This is a genomic window from Cupriavidus sp. 05L411, from assembly GCF_056398045.1.
Genome location: NZ_JBFTOQ010000003.1, coordinates 61,908 through 78,532 on the forward strand (window position 1 = coordinate 61,908; position 16,625 = coordinate 78,532).

A 16,625-nucleotide genomic window follows, 5' to 3' on the forward strand; every position below is an offset into this window, starting at 1 on the left:
CTCGGCCTTACCTGTTACAGCGGGAAGTCGTAGTCGATCGACAGCGGCGCGTGATCGCTGAATTTCTCGTCCTTGTAGATCGAGGTGGCGCGCGCGGTCTCGGCGATCTTCGCTGTGGCCAGGTGGTAATCGATGCGCCACCCGACGTTCTTCGCATAGGCCTGGCCGCGGTTGCTCCACCAGGTGTACTGCTCGGGGCGCGGGTCCAGCTTGCGGAACACGTCCACATAGCCGTGCACATCGAACAGCTCGCCGATCCAGCTGCGCTCCTCCGGCAGGAAACCCGAGTTCTTCAGGTTGCCCTTCCAGTTCTTGATGTCGATTTCCTTGTGGGCGATGTTGACGTCGCCGCACAGCACGATCTCGCGCCCGCTGGCCTTGAGCTGCAGCAGATGGGGCAGGAAGGCCTCCATGAAGCGGAACTTCGCCTGCTGGCGTTCTTCCCCACTGGAGCCGGAGGGCACATAGACCGAGATTACGGCGAGGTGCGGATACTGCACCTCGACATAGCGGCCTTCGTTATCGAACTCGTCGATGCCGAAACCGGTGATCACGCGCTCCGGCTTGTGGCGCGTGTAAAGGCCGACACCGCTATAGCCTTTTTTCTCCGCATAATGGAAGTAGCCGTGGTAGCCGTGTGGCGCCAGGAACGCTTCCGTCATGTCGGCAGCCTGTGCCTTGAGCTCCTGGACGCAGACCATATCGGCGTCCTGCTTGCCCATCCATTCGAAAAAGCCTTTCTTGGCCGCGGAGCGGATGCCGTTGAGGTTGGCGCTGATAATCCGTAACATCTCGGGAAATTTTGAAATCAGAGAGAAAAGATGACGCAGCAGACGACGCCGCAGCCCGGCGCTGGCGACCTGAGCCAGACCTTCATCCGCTTCGCGCTCGACGCTGGCGTACTGTCCTTCGGCGAATTCGTGACCAAAGCGGGCCGCAAGTCGCCGTACTTCTTCAATGCAGGCCTGTTCAACCAGGGTGCGATGCTGGGCCAGGTGGCGCAATTCTATGCGAAAACCCTGCTCGCATCCGGATTGGAGTTCGACGTGCTGTTCGGGCCGGCCTACAAAGGCATTACGCTGGCGTCCGCCACCGCCGTGGCGCTGGCCGGGCTCGGACGTGACGTCGGCTTCGCCTACAACCGCAAGGAAGCCAAGGATCACGGCGAGGGCGGCACGCTGGTGGGCGCCAAGCTGCAGGGCAAGGTCGTGATCATCGACGACGTGATCTCGGCCGGCACCTCGGTGCGCGAGTCGATGGCGATGATCCGCGCGGCTGGCGCGGAGCCGGCCGCGGTGCTGATCGCGCTCGACCGCATGGAAAAGAGTGGCACCGCCGATCAGGTCGGCACGCATTCTGCAGTGCAGGATGTGCAGCGCGAATATGGCGTGCCGGTGATCTCCATCGCCAGCCTGAAGGACCTGCTGGCTTACCTGGACGCATCGCAGGATCCCGCGCTGGGCGGCTCGCGCGAGGCAGTGGCTGCCTATCGGCAGCGCTACGGCGTATAGTCTGGGATCTGTTGCCTGCTGCTTGCAACGCTTTGTCGCAATGCAGCAGATAGCAGGGAACCGCGCACGAAAATCGCCGGTCTGACTGATCTCGCTGGCCGGCCCCCCGGGGACGCCAGCGATTCGCCTTGCCGCCCGGCAAGGCGGCGCAGCATCTCTTCAGGAGGTTGGCTGGCGATGGACATCAAGACGATCCGCGAGCAGGCATTCGCCATGCCGCTTACCAATCCGGCCTATCCGATGGGGCCATACCGCTTCATCCATCGCGAATTCTTCATCATTTCCTACCGTACGGATCCCGAGCTGTTGCGCGCGGTGGTGCCGGAACCCCTGGAGATCACCGACGCGGTGGTCAACTACGAATTCATCCGCATGCCGGACTCCACCGGGTTTGGCGATTACACCGAATCGGGCCAGGTGATTCCCGTCACCTACCAGGGCAAGCCCGGCAACTACACCCACGCCATGTACCTCGACGACCATCCGCCACTGGCGGGCGGGCGCGAGCTATGGGGCTTTCCGAAGAAGCTGGCCAGCCCCGCACTGGCGGTCCACACCGATACGCTGGTCGGTACGCTCGACTATGGCCCGGTGCGCGTCGCCACCGGCACCATGGGCTACAAGCACCGCGAACTCGACAAGGATGCGCTGGGCCTGGCGCTTGCGAGCACGCCCAACTACCTGCTCAAGATCATTCCGCACGTGGACGGCTCCGCGCGCATCTGCGAGCTGGTCTGCTACTTCCTGAAAGACGTGCAGATGAAAGGTGCGTGGACCGGGCCCGCGGCGCTGTCGCTGTCGCCCCATGCGCTCGCGCCGGTGGCTGGCCTCCCGGTGCTGGAAGTCCTCGGCGCCAAGCATTACGTTGCCGACCTCACTCTAGGGCTGGGCGAGGTGGTGTTCGACTACCTGGCCTGAGCGGCCAGGCATCCAACGATTTCCAACGGTTTCCATCGGTCCCGGCCCCTCCGGCCGGCCCGGCTAACCTGAATCATCCAGACAGGAGAAACGTCCATGAAGCTCCAAGGAAAATCCGCCATCGTGACCGGCGCTGCCAGCGGCATCGGCCGCGCCATTGCTGACCTGCTGGCCAAGGAAGGCGCGGCGGTCGCCATCGCCGACCTGAATCTCGAGGCCGCGCAGAAAGCTGCCGCCGATATCGAAGCTGCCGGTGGGCGCGCCATCGCCGTGGCGATGGACGTGACCAACGAGGACGCGGTCAACAGCGCTACCGAGGAGGTGGCCAAGGCGTTCGGTGGCATCGACATCCTGATCTCCAACGCCGGCATCCAGATCGTCAACCCGATCCAGAACTACGCCTTCTCCGACTGGAAGAAGATGCAGGCCATCCACGTCGATGGCGCCTTCCTCACCACCAAGGCCGCACTCCAGCATATGTACAAGGACAAGCGCGGCGGCACCGTGATCTACATGGGTTCGGTGCATTCGCACGAGGCCTCGCCACTGAAGTCCGCATACGTTGCCGCCAAGCACGCGCTGCTTGGCCTGGCGCGCGTGCTGGCCAAGGAAGGGGCGGAGTACAACGTGCGCTCGCACGTGATCTGTCCGGGTTTCGTGCGCACGCCGCTGGTCGACAAGCAGATTCCGGAACAAGCCAAGGAGCTTGGCATCAGCGAAGAAGAGGTGATTCGCCGCGTCATGCTGGGCGGCACCGTGGACGGCGTCTTCACCACCGTGGACGACGTGGCGCAGACCGCGCTGTTCCTGTGCGCCTTCCCGTCGGCGGCGCTGACCGGGCAGTCCTTTATCGTGAGCCACGGCTGGTACATGCAGTAAGCGACAAGAAAAGCGGCCGGGCGGCGGTATAGCCGCCCGGCCGGCATGACCGCATGCACGGTCGGAAAGCAAAGTCATCAAGGAGGGGTTCGTGGCAGGTGGACGTCGGCAGAAGCTGGATAAAGTGGCACAGGAAAACACAGTGGCACAGAGAAAGGGCACGCCGAAGCAGGCTGTAAAAAGCGCCGCGGCGGCCGTGGTAGCGAACCCGGCGGCGCCCACGCTAAAACGCGAGGCGCCAAAGCCCGAAGCGCTACGAGAGCCGGAGCCCAACCTCCTGCCTCCCGGCGGCTGCGCGCCGCCGGACCTCGCGCCCGAGGGCGCCGGCCGCACGCGGCCGGTTCACCATGAATACACGGTCAGGGCCTTAGTGCTGCAGGGCGGTGGCGCGCTCGGCTCGTATCAGGCGGGCGTGTACCAGGGGCTGGCGGAGGCGGGCATCCAGCCTAACTGGGTGGCCGGGATTTCAATCGGCGCGCTGAACGCAGCCGTGATCGCGGGCAATGCGCCTGAGCGCAGGGTCGAGCAGTTGCGTGCATTCTGGGACTACATCTGCCAGCAGCCCTGGCTGCCCAGCCTGCTGCCCTACGAGGTGGCGGCACAGGGCGCCGCGCACTGGCCCGATCCGCTGCGCATCTGGTTCGACGGCATCGAGGCCGCGCGTGCCATCTTCGAGGGGCAGCGGGGCTTCTTCCAGCCGCGTCCGTGGCCCAGCCTGGTGGAGCGCCAGTGCGGCCCCGCCAATGCCAGCTATTACGATACAAGCCCGCTCAAGGCCACGCTGGAGCGCTTTGCCGATTTTGACCGCATCAACTCGCAACATAACGAGATGCGCGTGTCGGTGGGCGCGGTGAATGTGCGGACCGGCAATTTCGCTTATTTCGACAACACCCGACGCAAGCTGCGCGCCGAGCATTTCATGGCCTCCGGCGCTTTGCCGCCCGGCTTTCCCGCAGTGGAGATCGATGGCGAGTTTTATTGGGATGGCGGCCTGGTGTCCAACACGCCGCTGTCGGAGGTGCTGACCGCCCAGCCCCGGCGCGACGCGCTGATCTTCCAGGTGGACCTGTGGAGCGCGCGGGGCAAGCTGCCGCACAACCTGCTGGACGTGGCCGAGCGGCAGAAAGACATCCAGTACTCCAGCCGCACGCGCACCATCACGGATTACATGAGCGAGCAGCAGAACTACCGCCGCATGCTGAGCGAGGTGATGGCGCTGGTGCCGCAGGGGCAGCGTGACAACGACTGGTACCGCAAGGCGGCGGAGTATGCATGCGATGCGCGCCGCAACGTGATCCAGCTGATCTATCGCGACAAGACGTTTGAGGGCAACGCCAAGGATTATCAGTTTGGCTTGCTGACGATGAACGAGCACTGGACAAGCGGGCTGGACGACATCCGGGAAACGCTGAAGCATCCGGAGTGGCTGGCCATGCCGACGCACGAGAAGCCGTTTGTCACGCACGACATCCATCGCGGCAACGGGCATGCCTGACCCAAAGCGAAGGGGCCGGCCTGGCCTGGTCCCTTCGCGTTGCCCTTGTGCCTCAGACCACCTTCAGCTTCGCCAGGGCCGGCTTTCCCGGCGGATACGCCGGCTTCAATTTCTCGAACACCGCCATCAGGATCTCCGCCACCATCAGGTTCCGGTGCATCTTCGAATTCGCGGGCACGATATACCACGGCGCTTCCGGCGTGCTGGTCGCGGCAATGGCGGCCTCATAGGCGGTCTCGTAATTTTTCCAGTACTGCCGCTCCTCCAGATCCTTCGGGTCGAACTTCCACTGCTTCTGCGGATCCGCCAGCCGTGCTTCCAGCCGGGCCTTCTGCTCGTCCTTGGAAATATGCAGGAAGCACTTGACGATGGTGGTGCCGGTTTCCAGCAGCATCGTCTCGAATGCCCGTAGCTGCTTGTAGCGGCGCTCGCATTCGGCTTCGTCGATCCACTCGTGCACTCGCGTGATCAGCACGTCTTCGTAGTGGCTGCGGTTGAAGACCACGATCTCGCCGGCGCGCGGCACCTGGGCATGGATGCGCCACAGGTAGTCGTGCGCGAGTTCTTCGGCGGTGGGGGATTTGAAGCTGACGACGCGGATGCCGAGCGGGTCGAAGCTGCGAAAGACGCCGCGCACGGTGCCATCCTTGCCGCTGGTGTCCATGCCTTGCAGCACGATCAGCAGCTTGCGCTGGTGCTCGGCATAGAAGATGTCCTGCTGCGCGTCGAGCTGGGTGCTCAGTTCGATGAGGCGGGCCTGGTCGGCGACCTTTTCGCCGCTGGAGAATGGCTTGGCGTCGGGGTTGAAGTCGGCCAGGCTGAAGTTCTTGCCCGAGGTGATGCGGAAATCGGCGAGCGGCATTGGCACTCCATAGAGGGCGCGGCCGTGGCTGGCCGCAAGCCGCTATGGTCAGGCAGGCAGCCGGTCCAGGTCAATGCTGCCTTCGAACACCGTGGTGGCGGGGCCGGTCATGCGTACCGACTCGCCTTCGCCGTCCCAGGCAATCGTCAGGTCGCCGCCATGGGTGTGCACCAGCACCGGCGAGTCCAGCAGGCCGCGGCGAATGCCGGCGACGACCGCCGCGCATGCGCCCGTGCCGCAGGCCAGGGTTTCGCCGGCCCCGCGCTCGAACACGCGCAGGCGAATCGTGTGGCGCTCCACCACCTGCATGAAGCCGGCGTTGACGCGGTTGGGGAAGCTCGCGTGATGCTCGATGATGGGGCCGTCCTGCAGCACCGGGAACGCCTCGGTGTTGTCCACCACCTGCACCGCGTGGGGGTTGCCCATCGACACTGCCGAAATCCACCCAGTGCGGCCGTTCACTTCCAGTCCGTACAGCGTATCGCGGCCTTCGGCCTTGGTCGGCAGGCCTTCAGGGCGGAACGGCACGCGGGCGGATTCGAGTTCCGGCGCGCCCATGTCGACCGTGACCTGGCCGTCGTCCTGCAGCGTCAAGGTGATCACGCCGTTCATCACCTGCACGCGCACCGAGCGCTTGTCGGTCAGGCCGTGGTCGGTGACGAAGCGCACGAAGCAGCGCGCGCCATTGCCGCAGTGCTCCACTTCGCCGCCGTCGGCGTTGAAGATGCGGTAGCGGAAGTCGACGTCGTCCCGGGTGGGTTTCTCGACCACCAGGATCTGGTCGGCGCCCACGCCGAAATGCCGGCTGGCGAGCGCGCGCCACTGCGCCGGGGTCAGGTTCAGGGTCTGGTGGATGCCGTCAAGCACGACGAAGTCGTTGCCGGCGCCGTGCATCTTGGTGAACTGAAGTTTCATAGTGCGATTGTAGTCGGGCCGTCCGGCGCTTGCTGGTGGCGTGTCGAGGGTGGCGCGGGCTGCATGTCTGGCTGGCGATGCCGCCGCCGCGCCCACGTGGTCAGTAGTTTTCGCGCTCGCCGTCGGGGCGGTGCTTGAAGCGCTTGTGCACCCAGTAATACTCAGTCACGCGGGGGCGGATGCAGTCTTCGAAGAAGGCATTCATGCGCCGGGTGTCCTCGGTCACGCTGTCGCCGGGGTAGTTTTCCCAAGCTGGCAGGATACGCAGCACATAGCCCTGGTAATCGGGCAGCATCTCGGTATAGATCGGCACAACCTTGGCCCCCGTCAGCCGCGCCAGGCGTGATACCGAGGTCAGGGTCAGGGCCTCCACGCCAAAGAACGGGATGTACTCGGAGTCGCGCTCGCCAAAGTCCATATCAGCGATCAGCTGCAGGGCCTCGCCCTTGCGCAGGCAGCGGATGATGTCGCGCGCGCTGTCGTTGCGGGCAATCATCTTGGCGCCGAAGCGGCCGCGCGCGTGCTTGAGGAACCCGTCGAACAGGTCGTTCTTCTGCTTGGTGTAGAGCGAGGCGCCGGAGCGTTTGACGTGCTCGCGCAGGTGGATGGTGAGGCGGATCGCGCCCGCTTCGACGCCAGAGAGATGCAGCGTGACGAGGATGTGGGGCGTGCCGTCCAGCGCCACCAGGCCGGCCTGGTCGTCGATCTGGACCCAGCGGCGCATCTGCGCCTCGCTGCCGGTCCAGAAGATGCCGCGCTCGGCAAAGCTGCGAAAGACGGTGCGAAAGGTCTGCCGTGAGAGCGTTTCGATTTCGGCGTCGGTGCGCTCGGGAAAGCACAGGCGCAGGTTGGTCTGCACCACGCGGCGCCGGCTGCTGGGAATGAGGTAGAGCAGGCTGCCCAGGCCTTCGCCGAAGCGTGCCACGAGCGGATAGGGGAGCTTGCCCAGCACGGTCAAGAGGCCGATGCCAAGCCAGGTAAAAATACGGCTCATCTTTGGTCGTTGGAGAGAGAGGCGGGTGCCGGTGCCGGCACCTCCAGGGGGTTGCGCGAGGCGTCGGCCGCCGGGGCGCGAGGTGGCTCCGCGGGCGGCAGCTGCGCGCCGCCTGGGTGCTTGTAGCGGTTGTAGCCCCACAGGTACTGCGTCGGGCATGCCTTCACCAGCTTCTCGACGGCCGCGTTGATCACCGCGACGGCTTCTGCCTGGTCGTCAGGCAGCGGGTCCTTGATGACCTGCATATGGCCGAGGAAGCCGGCGCCACGCGGCAGGCGTTCGGCGAAGATCACCGCGATGGGCGCGCCCGTGAGTTGCTGCAGGCGCTGCACCAGCGTCATGGTGTAGGCCGGCTTGCCAAAAAACGGCGCCCAGGCGCCTTCGCCGCCGGTCGGGACCTGGTCGGGCAGGATGCCGATGGCCTCGCCTCGCTTGAGTGCCTTGACCAGCATGCGCACGCCGCGCGGCTGCGCCGGCGCCATGGCCAGGTTAGGGCGCGTGCGCATCTTGACGATCCAGTCGCGCAGCCAGGCCTGGTGTGGCGGCTTGTACAAGGCCGTGACCGGATGCCGCAGGGCAAATGCCTGCGGAAGCACTTCGAAGCAGCCAAGATGCGGCACCAGGATGATCAGCCCGCGGCCCTGTGCCATCAGCTTGTCGAGTTCCGGCCAGAGCCGGTCGGCAAAGCTGTACATGCGCGCGTCGGGATGGCGCCGGCTCCAGAAATAGGGCATTTCCAGGATCATGCGGCCGGTCGAGCGGGCCGCCTGCGCCACCATCGCGTCGCTGGCGTCGGGGTAGGCATGGCGAAGGTTTTCCCTGAGCCGCGTGCCATAACGTCCCGGCAGGCGTGCCGCCAGCAATCCGAGCGTACCGCCGATGGCGTGCAGCCAGGAGAGCGGCAAGCGGGAAATCAGCCAGAACAGAAAGGTCATCGGATTGCGATAGCGGCCCGGCGGGCCGGGTAGGTCATTAATGTTTTGCCGGGCGCTGCCGTTAGTGGGGCGATCAAAATGATTCTGGTGTTGTTACGGGGCCCACCGTACGGCTTGCACTGCCTGCAGGCTCGCGCCAGGCCGGAATCGCGTCGCTTAACGGGTGGCGCGGCCTGGCCGCGACAGCGTCCGGTATTGGCAGGTGTGCCAGATAACCGGGGCGCTGCAGCGTAGCTTGCAGGCGCGTATAATAGCGCGTATCGCCGAGTTAACTGACAACTTGCGGGGCGATACCGTTCTACCGGAACGGCATGAAAATACCGCTAAAGCGTCGCCGCCCGGGCTTAGAGGTTGGCGCGCAATAGCCAAACCTGGAGAAAAGTTCGTGGCAAACGACTTCTTGTTCACTTCGGAATCCGTCTCCGAAGGCCATCCCGATAAGGTCGCCGACCAAATTTCCGATGCTGTCCTCGACGCCATCCTGGCTCAGGACAAGTACGCGCGCGTGGCCGCTGAAACGCTGTGCAACACCGGCCTGGTTGTCCTGGCCGGGGAAATCACCACGACCGCCAACGTCGATTACATCCAAGTTGCGCGCGACACCATCAAGCGCATCGGCTACGACAACACCGAATACGGCATCGACTACAAGGGCTGTGCAGTGCTGGTCGCTTACGACAAGCAATCGCCTGACATCGCCCAGGGCGTGGACCGCGCCTCCGACGACTACCTGAACCAGGGTGCCGGCGACCAGGGCCTGATGTTTGGCTACGCCTGCGATGAAACGCCGGAGCTGATGCCCTTCCCGATCTATTATTCGCACCGCCTGGTCGAGCGCCAGTCGCAACTACGCCGCGATGGCCGCCTGCCCTGGCTGCGTCCCGACGCCAAGTCGCAGGTGACCGTGCGTTACGTCGACGGCCGCCCGCACAGCGTGGATACCGTGGTGCTGTCGACCCAGCACTCGCCGGATATCAGCCAGGCGCAGATCCGTGAAGCCGTGATCGAGGAAATCATCAAGCCGGTGCTGCCAGCCGAGATGCTCAAGGACACCAAGTACCTGGTGAACCCGACCGGCCGCTTCGTCATCGGCGGCCCGCAGGGCGATTGCGGCCTGACCGGCCGCAAGATCATCGTCGACACCTACGGCGGCGCTTCGCCCCACGGTGGCGGTGCTTTCTCGGGCAAGGATCCGTCCAAGGTCGACCGCTCGGCAGCCTACGCTGCCCGCTATGTCGCCAAGAACGTGGTCGCCGCCGGCCTGGCGCGCCAGTGCCAGGTGCAGGTCAGCTACGCCATCGGCGTGGCCCGCCCGATCAATGTGACGGTGTACACCGAAGGCACGGGCAAGATCTCCGACGAGGCGATCGCCGCGCTGGTGCAAGACCACTTCGACCTGCGCCCGAAGGGCATCGTGCAGATGCTTGACCTGCTGCGCCCGATCTACGASAAGACCGCKGCCTACGGCCACTTYGGCCGYGAAGAGCCSGAATTCTCGTGGGAAGCMACCGACAAGGTCGCGCTGCTGCGCGCTGCTGCCGGCCTGTAAGGCTGCTGCGAACCTCGCATCGGAAAGACCGCCTTCGGGCGGTTTTTTTTCGCGTCAGCGATGGCGTTCCTGGCTTGCCGCCGCCTTGTCCTGCATCAACCGGGGTAAGGCGGGGCGTGGCGCCCCATGGCCGCGAGGGTAGAATCGCGGGATGGCAAGGCGGCCCGGCGAGTGGCGCTTTGTTCGCCTGCCGCGGCGCGCGCATGCGCGCTCAAGACCGCCGGAGCCCGCATACCGAGGATGCCCATGTCACTTGATTCGACCCTTACCCCTTCCACGCCCACCCCCACCTCCGCCACTGCGGCCGGGGCAGCCGCGCCCGCGTTCAACCTGATCCGGCCCCAGCCCTATACCGAGTGGGCCCCGCAACTCGATGCCGGCACCAAGGCGGGGTTGCGCCGCGAGCTGGAGCAGGGCGCCGTGCTGTTCTTTCCCCAGCTTCGCTTCCAGTTCGAGCCCGGCGAGGAGCGTTTCCTGGACAGCCGCTGGTCGGACGGCAAGTCAAAGAACATCAACCTGCGCGCCAACGACCAGGCCGTGCGCGGCGCGACGGGCGGCGAGCAGGACCTGAAAGACCTGTACGTGCTGATTCGCCGCTATGCCGAGTACAGCGAGAAGCTGGTGCTCAGCCTGTTCCCGGAATATGGCCCGCATATGGTGCGCGCCGGCACCTCGCTGCGCCCGAGCGAGATCGCCGGACGGCCGGTGAGCTGGCGCAAGGACGACACGCGGCTGCACGTGGACGCCTTCCCGTCCAACCCGATGCTGGGCCAGCGGCTGCTGCGCGTGTTCCACAACATTGACCCGCAGGCGCCGCGCGTGTGGCGTGTGGGCGAGCCGTTTGGCGATTTCGCCAAGCGTTTCGTGCCGAAGACCAAGGGCATGTGGCCGGGGCAGGCGCGGGTGATGGAGATGCTGCATATCACCAAGCGCCGGCGCTCGGAGTATGACCATCGGATGCTGCAGCTGCACGATCTTGCGAAGGCCGACCTGGAGTACCAGGCCAATGTGCCGCAGCAGGAATTTCAGTTCCCGCCGGGGTCGACCTGGATTGTATTCAGCGACCAGGTGCTGCATGCGGCGATGCGGGGCCGGGCCATGATGGAGCAGACCTACTACCTGTCGCCGAAGGCGATTTCAGACCATACGCATTCGCCGGAAGCCGTGTTGGCGCGGATGCTGGGGCGGCCAATGGTGGTTGGCTGAGGTTTGGTTTGAGCCGCAGGGCGGGTGGTCGTTACGCCAGCGGGCTGGAAAACACCACGGGCTTTGCTTTGCGTGGCTCCTGGCTAAGCCACCCCTCTCCCCGGCCCTCTCCCCCTGAGGGAAGAGGGAGAGACAGCCGTCGTCATGGCGCGCAGCGTTGGCCCGTTCGGCGGCTTCGATCAACGCCGCAGGCTTTCCTTGTCATTCAGCGCATCAACAGCTTGATCATCGTTTCAAAGCGCTTGCCATAGGGTGGCTTCAGCAGCCCGGCGCCATTGATGCCGGATTGGCGGAAGATCGGCTTGAGCTTGGAGAAGGTCTCAAAGCCCGCCTGGCCGTGATATGCGCCCATGCCGCTGGAGCCCACGCCGCCGAAGGGGAGGTCTTCCTGGGCGATATGCAGCAGCGTTTCGTTGATGCTGACGCCGCCTGCCACGGTTTGCGCCATGACGTGGTCGATCGTGCGGCCGTCTTTCTCGAACAGGTAGAGCGCCAGCGGGCGTGGGCGGGCGTTGATGTAGTCAATGGCCTCTTCCAGCGTGCGGTAGGTCACCAGCGGTAGCACCGGGCCGAAGATTTCCTCGCGCATCACGGTGGCGTCGGCGGGGACATCCAGCAACAGCACCGGCGCGAGGCGGCGGCGCTCCGGGTCCGAGGGCAGCTGTGACAGCGGCACCACGCGGGCCCCGGCCCGGGCGGCATCGCTCACCAGGCCGTCCAGCCGCGCGAAGTGCCTCGGGCTGATGACGGTGGTGTAGTCGGGGTTGCCCGCATGGCCCGGCTGGCCCGGCAGGTCCGGATAGAGGCGGGCGGCGCAGGCGCGGGCGGCTTCGACGAAGGGCTCGCGAAGGGCCTCCGGCAACAGCACATAGTCCGGCGCGATGCAGGTCTGGCCGGCGTTGAGCAGCTTGCCCACCAGGATGCGTTCGACTGCGCGCTCCAGGTCGGCGCCGGGACCGACAATGGCCGGCGATTTGCCGCCCAGTTCCAGCGTGACCGGCGTGAGATTGGCGGCCGCCGCACGCATCACATGGTGGCCGACCTGGGTTGAGCCGGTAAACAGCAGGTGGTCGAAGGGCAGGGCGGAAAAGGCGCTCGCCACTTGCGCGTCGCCATTGATCACCGTGACCTCGTCGGCGGCGAAAGCCTGTTGCGCCAGGCGCGCGAACAGCGCGGCGAAGCGCGGCGTGTACTCGGAGAGCTTGGCCATGGCGCGGTTGCCCGCGACCAGTGCGCCCACCAGCGGGCCCACGGTCAGGTAGAGCGGGTAATTCCACGGCACCACGATGCCGATCACGCCCAGCGGCTGCGGCATCAGCCGCGACGTGGCGGGCTTGAACCACAGCCCGGTGCGCACCCGCCGCACCCGCATCCAGCGCTTGCCATGACGCAGTGCATCGTCGATCCCGGCCACGCTGGGAAAGGCCTCGAGCAGCGCGGTTTCCTGGCGGGGGCGGTTGCCGAAATCGGCGCTGATGGCTTGCGAGATCTCGTCCATGTGCCCCGTCACCAGCTTGCGCAGGCGCCGCAGCCGGTCGGCGCGCACGGCCCAGGCCGGGGCCTGGTCGCGGCGCGAGGCGGCGCGCATGGCGTCGAATACGGATGACATCTCGGGCACTTCTCTCATGTCGCGCTCTCCTTGGGGTCGTGCGCTGCCCTCGGCGCGCGCGGCGTTTAGATCCCCGCACCATATGCCAAGCGGCGCCGCCTGACAATGGAGGCCGGCCACTAGCCGCGTGCTTCAAACAACCGTATACACCGGCCCGCCTTCGTCCTTTCCAGTGCCCTGGCAAAGCCCTACACTGATTTCGCGGCATGCTTTCGGCGTGCCAGCCAGACCGGGTTGACCGGCATGCGCGGCCTGCCGAAGCGTTCGGCGCAACCCCGGCACACTGACCTCGGACCAGGCGGGGAGACGGATGGAAACCACCTTTGACTATCTCGTCGTTGGCGGCGGTTCGGCGGGGTGTGCCCTGGCCGGGCGTCTGGCCGACAGCGGCAGCGACAGCGTGGCGGTGCTCGAGACCGGCGGCCACGATCACCATGTGCTGGTGTCGACGCCGGCGGGCTGCGCGGCCATGCTGCCGCGTGCCGGCAGCCATAATTACGGCTACCGCACCGTTGCGCAGCCCGGGCTGAACGGGCGCCGTGGCTACCAGCCGCGCGGGCGCGGCCTGGGGGGCAGTTCCTCGCTCAATGCCATGATCTACACGCGGGGCACGCCGGCGGACTACGACCGCTGGGCTTCGGCCGGCTGCGACGGCTGGGCCTGGGACGATGTGCTGCCCTATTTCCGCCGGGCCGAATGCAATGAGCGCGTGGCCGGACGCGATGACGATCCCTGGCACGGCGGCAGCGGCCCGCTCCATGTGTCGGACCTGCGCACGCCCAATCCCTTTGGCCAGCGCTTTATCGAGGCGGCCCAGCAGGCCGGCTATCGCCGCAACGACGACTTCAACGGCGTGGACCAGGAGGGCGCTGGCTGGTACCAGGTGACCCAGCATGGCGGCGAGCGCTGGAATGCCGCGCGCGCCTACCTGCACCGCGGCGACGCCGCCGACCGTGCCAGCAATGGCGGGCGCGAAAACCTGGCTGTGATGACGGGCGCGCAGGTGCTGCGCGTCGAGTTCGAGGGCCGCCACGCGGTGGGGGTGGTGGTGCGGCTGGATGGCCGCGAGACCCTGTTGCGGGCACGCCGCGAGGTGATCGTGTCGGCCGGCGCGTTCGGCTCGCCGCAACTGCTGATGGTGTCGGGCGTCGGCCCTGCCTCGCATCTGCGCGAGTTAGGTATTCCCGTGGTGCACGACCTGCCGGGCGTGGGCGCCAACCTGCAGGACCATCTCGACGTCATCGTGCACAAGCGGGTGGCGGCGTCCGAGCTGTTCGGCGTCTCGGTGGGCGGCGCGTTTCGCCTGCTGGCCGAGATACTGCGCTACCGGCGCGAGCGCACCGGCATGCTGACTTCCAACTTTGCCGAGGCAGGCGCCTTCCTGAAGAGCCACGCCGGGCTGGACGAGCCGGACCTGCAGTTGCACTTCGTGGTCGGCATGGCCGACGACCATATGCGCCGCATCCGCCTGGGCCATGGCTATTCCTGCCACGTTTGCGTGCTGCGCCCGAAAAGCCGGGGCGAGGTACGGCTGGCTTCGCCCGATATCCGCGAGGCCCCGATGATCGACCCCTGCTTCCTGTCGGACCCGCGGGATCTCGACGGCCTGGTGGCCGGCGTGCGGATCGTGCGCCGAATCCTGGCCCAGCCGCAACTGGCGGCGTTCGGCGGCAAGGAGCTGTATTCGGCGCACTTGCCAGCCGATGGCGGCGACGACAGCGCGATCCGCGCGATGATCCGCGCCCATGCCGACACCATCTACCATCCCGTCGGGACGTGCCGCATGGGCATGGACGAATACGCGGTGGTCGATCCGCAACTGCGCGTGCGGGGCGTGGAAGGCTTGCGCGTGGTGGATGCGTCGATCATGCCAACACTGATTGGCGGCAACACCAATGCGCCGGCCATCATGATCGGCGAGCGCGCGCATGACCTGATCCGGCACGGCCCGCGCGTGGTGTTGCGAATGGCGGAGGTATTGGCCGTGTGAAGGGCGGTGTGTGGAGGGCGGTGCGAGGCGCGGGGCCCGCCCCTCGCGCTCCGCGCTCAGGCAGTGGCCAGGCGGAAGGTCGATACCGTGTCGCGCAGCTTGCCGGCCTGGTCATCCAGCGACTGCGCGGCGGCGGCCGCTTCTTCCACCAGCGCGGCATTTTGCTGCGTGACTTCGTCCATCTGGCCCACGGCCTGGTTGACCTGCTCGATACCCGCGCTTTGCTCGTCGGAGGCCGCGGCGATCTCGGCGATGATGTCCGATACGCGCTTCACCGCGTTCTGGACTTCGCTCATGGTCTTGCCGGCATCCTCGGCTTGCGCCGAACCCGTGCGCACGGTGTTGACCGAGCTGTCGATCAGGTCCTTGATTTCCTTGGCGGCGCTGGACGAGCGCTGCGCCAGGCTGCGCACCTCGCCGGCCACCACCGCGAAGCCCCGGCCTTGTTCGCCGGCGCGCGCGGCTTCCACCGCGGCATTGAGCGCCAGGATGTTGGTCTGGAAGGCGATGCCCTCGATCAGGCTGGTGATCTCCGCGATGCGGTTGGAACTGGTGCTGATCGCGCCCATGGTTTGCACCATCTGCTGCACGGCGGTGCTGCCGTGTTCGGCCACGCTGGCGGCATTGCCGGCCAGGCCGCTTGCCTGGCGCGCGTTGTCGGCGTTCTGGCGCACGGTGGTGGTCAGCTCTTCCATGCTCGATGCGGTCTGCTCCAGCGAGGCAGCCTGTTGTTCGGTCCGTGCCGACAAATCGGTATTGCCCGCGGCGATCTGCCGTGCCGCCACGCTGACGGAGTCGGTCGAATGGCGTACCTCGCGCAGCGCCACGGCTACCCGCTCCAGCAGTCGGTTGAAGGCAGCCGCGGTACGGCCGATCTCGTCCAGGCGGCCCACCGGTGCGCGGCGTTCCAGGTCCAGGGAGTCGCTGACGTACTCCAGGGTCTCCTCGATTTCGGCCAGGCTGCCGTGGATGCGGCGATACAGCGTGGCCGCCAGGAAGCCGGTGACCAGCACGGCCACGGCGATGACCGCCGAGAACACGCGAACCGCCGTGGTGTACTGCTCGCGATTGTGTGTCACGGCGAGTTCGCCCAGGTCGCCGTTATAGTTGATGTGATCGTCGATTGCCTTGCGCAAGGCAATCGATGCGTCGTTCAGTTCGCCGCTCACCAGCATGGCGTGGGCCGTGGCGAAATCGTTGGCGCGCGATTTTTCCAGCATGGCGGCACGCCCGGCGCGGTAGCGCTTGAGCGCGGCGCGGTCGGCTTCGAGCATCTTGCGGTCGGTATCGTCGCTGATGTCGTCGCGCTCATACTTTGCGGCGGTGGTGTCGAACTTCTCGTCGGCGCGGGCCAGGGCGGCTTCCGCTTCGGCCTTGGCCTTGGGGTCTTCGCTCATGGCGTGCCTGTAAAGCGAGATACGCATGGCGTTGACGTTGTCCTTGAGGGTGCCCAGGGTGCGTACGCTACCTAGCGTGTTGTCGTTGAAGTACTCAAAGCGCTGTTCCGACTCGCTGAGTTGCCAGATGCCGCCGAGGCCCACAACGAGCAAGGCGAGCAGGGCCAAGGATAAAGATAGCAACAGGCGTTGGCTGATATTCATGTCGGGATGTCGGCACCCGCCGTGTAGCAGGGCGCGCCGCTTGGTCATTTAAAGGGGATCAATACGCACTTATGTATTAAGTGCATGACATTAATACCAAGGGATTTACGGCAGGACTGGCGCCGCCTGTAGCGCGATGGCCAGAAAAAAAGCGTGACGAG

Annotated in this window: 14 protein-coding genes; 7 read left to right on the forward strand and 7 right to left on the reverse strand. The window is 65.9% G+C overall.

Annotated features, from left to right (window positions below; all coding sequences use genetic code 11):
• Positions 1 to 14: 14 nt before the first annotated feature.
• Positions 15 to 791 (reverse strand): exodeoxyribonuclease III, encoded by a 777-nt coding sequence (locus tag AC1DQR_RS04320; protein WP_174426066.1) that lies wholly within the window; start codon positions 789 to 791, stop codon positions 15 to 17.
• Positions 792 to 821: 30 nt separating this feature from the next.
• On the opposite strand from AC1DQR_RS04320, the gene pyrE reads away from it, so the two are divergent.
• The 4 genes from pyrE to AC1DQR_RS04340 all read left to right on the forward strand — a co-directional run bounded on the left by pyrE (position 822) and on the right by AC1DQR_RS04340 (position 4,803).
• Entirely contained in the window at positions 822 to 1,511 is a 690-nt protein-coding gene (pyrE, locus tag AC1DQR_RS04325; protein ID WP_006162743.1) for an orotate phosphoribosyltransferase, read from the forward strand.
• Positions 1,512 to 1,688: 177 nt separating this feature from the next.
• Positions 1,689 to 2,429, forward strand: a complete 741-nt coding sequence (locus AC1DQR_RS04330; RefSeq protein ID WP_150989874.1) for an acetoacetate decarboxylase — start codon at positions 1,689 to 1,691, stop codon at positions 2,427 to 2,429.
• Between the two features lie 96 nt (positions 2,430 to 2,525).
• Positions 2,526 to 3,308 (forward strand): 3-hydroxybutyrate dehydrogenase, encoded by a 783-nt coding sequence (locus tag AC1DQR_RS04335; protein ID WP_174426068.1) that lies wholly within the window; start codon positions 2,526 to 2,528, stop codon positions 3,306 to 3,308.
• 142 nt (positions 3,309 to 3,450) lie between these two features.
• A complete protein-coding gene (locus AC1DQR_RS04340; protein ID WP_416050254.1) occupies positions 3,451 to 4,803 on the forward strand; it encodes a DUF3734 domain-containing protein in 1,353 nt (450 codons plus the stop codon).
• Between the two features lie 52 nt (positions 4,804 to 4,855).
• Here the strand turns inward: AC1DQR_RS04340 and AC1DQR_RS04345 are convergent, their stop codons facing one another.
• The 4 genes from AC1DQR_RS04345 to AC1DQR_RS04360 all read right to left on the reverse strand — a co-directional run bounded on the left by AC1DQR_RS04345 (position 4,856) and on the right by AC1DQR_RS04360 (position 8,509).
• Entirely contained in the window at positions 4,856 to 5,665 is an 810-nt protein-coding gene (locus tag AC1DQR_RS04345) for a polyphosphate kinase 2 family protein (RefSeq protein ID WP_416050255.1), read from the reverse strand.
• 48 nt (positions 5,666 to 5,713) lie between these two features.
• Positions 5,714 to 6,580 carry a diaminopimelate epimerase gene (gene dapF, locus AC1DQR_RS04350; RefSeq protein ID WP_477132583.1) on the reverse strand — a complete coding sequence of 289 codons (867 nt, stop codon included), beginning with the start codon at positions 6,578 to 6,580 and terminating at the stop codon, positions 5,714 to 5,716.
• A gap of 100 nt (positions 6,581 to 6,680) precedes the next feature.
• Positions 6,681 to 7,574: a lipid A biosynthesis lauroyl acyltransferase gene (locus AC1DQR_RS04355; RefSeq protein ID WP_477132584.1), complete on the reverse strand. Its 894-nt coding sequence runs from the start codon at positions 7,572 to 7,574 to the stop codon at positions 6,681 to 6,683.
• Entirely contained in the window at positions 7,571 to 8,509 is a 939-nt protein-coding gene (locus tag AC1DQR_RS04360) for a lysophospholipid acyltransferase family protein (RefSeq protein ID WP_477132585.1), read from the reverse strand. Before AC1DQR_RS04360 ends, AC1DQR_RS04355 begins: the two co-directional genes overlap by 4 nt.
• Positions 8,510 to 8,894: 385 nt before the next feature.
• Between AC1DQR_RS04360 and metK the strand changes: the two genes are divergently transcribed.
• Positions 8,895 to 10,058: a methionine adenosyltransferase gene (gene metK, locus AC1DQR_RS04365; RefSeq protein WP_477132586.1), complete on the forward strand. Its 1,164-nt coding sequence runs from the start codon at positions 8,895 to 8,897 to the stop codon at positions 10,056 to 10,058.
• Positions 10,059 to 10,304: 246 nt separating this feature from the next.
• The gene (locus AC1DQR_RS04370) at positions 10,305 to 11,264 is read left to right on the forward strand and encodes a Kdo hydroxylase KdoO (RefSeq protein WP_416050259.1); all 960 of its coding nucleotides are present in this window, start codon (positions 10,305 to 10,307) and stop codon (positions 11,262 to 11,264) included.
• Positions 11,265 to 11,469: 205 nt separating this feature from the next.
• On the opposite strand, the gene AC1DQR_RS04375 is transcribed toward AC1DQR_RS04370, so the two are convergent.
• The gene (locus tag AC1DQR_RS04375) at positions 11,470 to 12,891 is read right to left on the reverse strand and encodes a coniferyl aldehyde dehydrogenase (protein ID WP_477132587.1); all 1,422 of its coding nucleotides are present in this window, start codon (positions 12,889 to 12,891) and stop codon (positions 11,470 to 11,472) included.
• A gap of 292 nt (positions 12,892 to 13,183) precedes the next feature.
• Here AC1DQR_RS04375 and AC1DQR_RS04380 point away from each other — a divergent pair, with 292 nt between their 5' ends.
• Positions 13,184 to 14,863, forward strand: coding sequence for a GMC family oxidoreductase (locus AC1DQR_RS04380; protein WP_416050261.1), 1,680 nt, complete (start codon positions 13,184 to 13,186; stop codon positions 14,861 to 14,863).
• 56 nt (positions 14,864 to 14,919) lie between these two features.
• On the opposite strand, the gene AC1DQR_RS04385 is transcribed toward AC1DQR_RS04380, so the two are convergent.
• The gene (locus AC1DQR_RS04385; RefSeq protein WP_416050262.1) at positions 14,920 to 16,464 is read right to left on the reverse strand and encodes a methyl-accepting chemotaxis protein; all 1,545 of its coding nucleotides are present in this window, start codon (positions 16,462 to 16,464) and stop codon (positions 14,920 to 14,922) included.
• Positions 16,465 to 16,625: the final 161 nt, after the last annotated feature.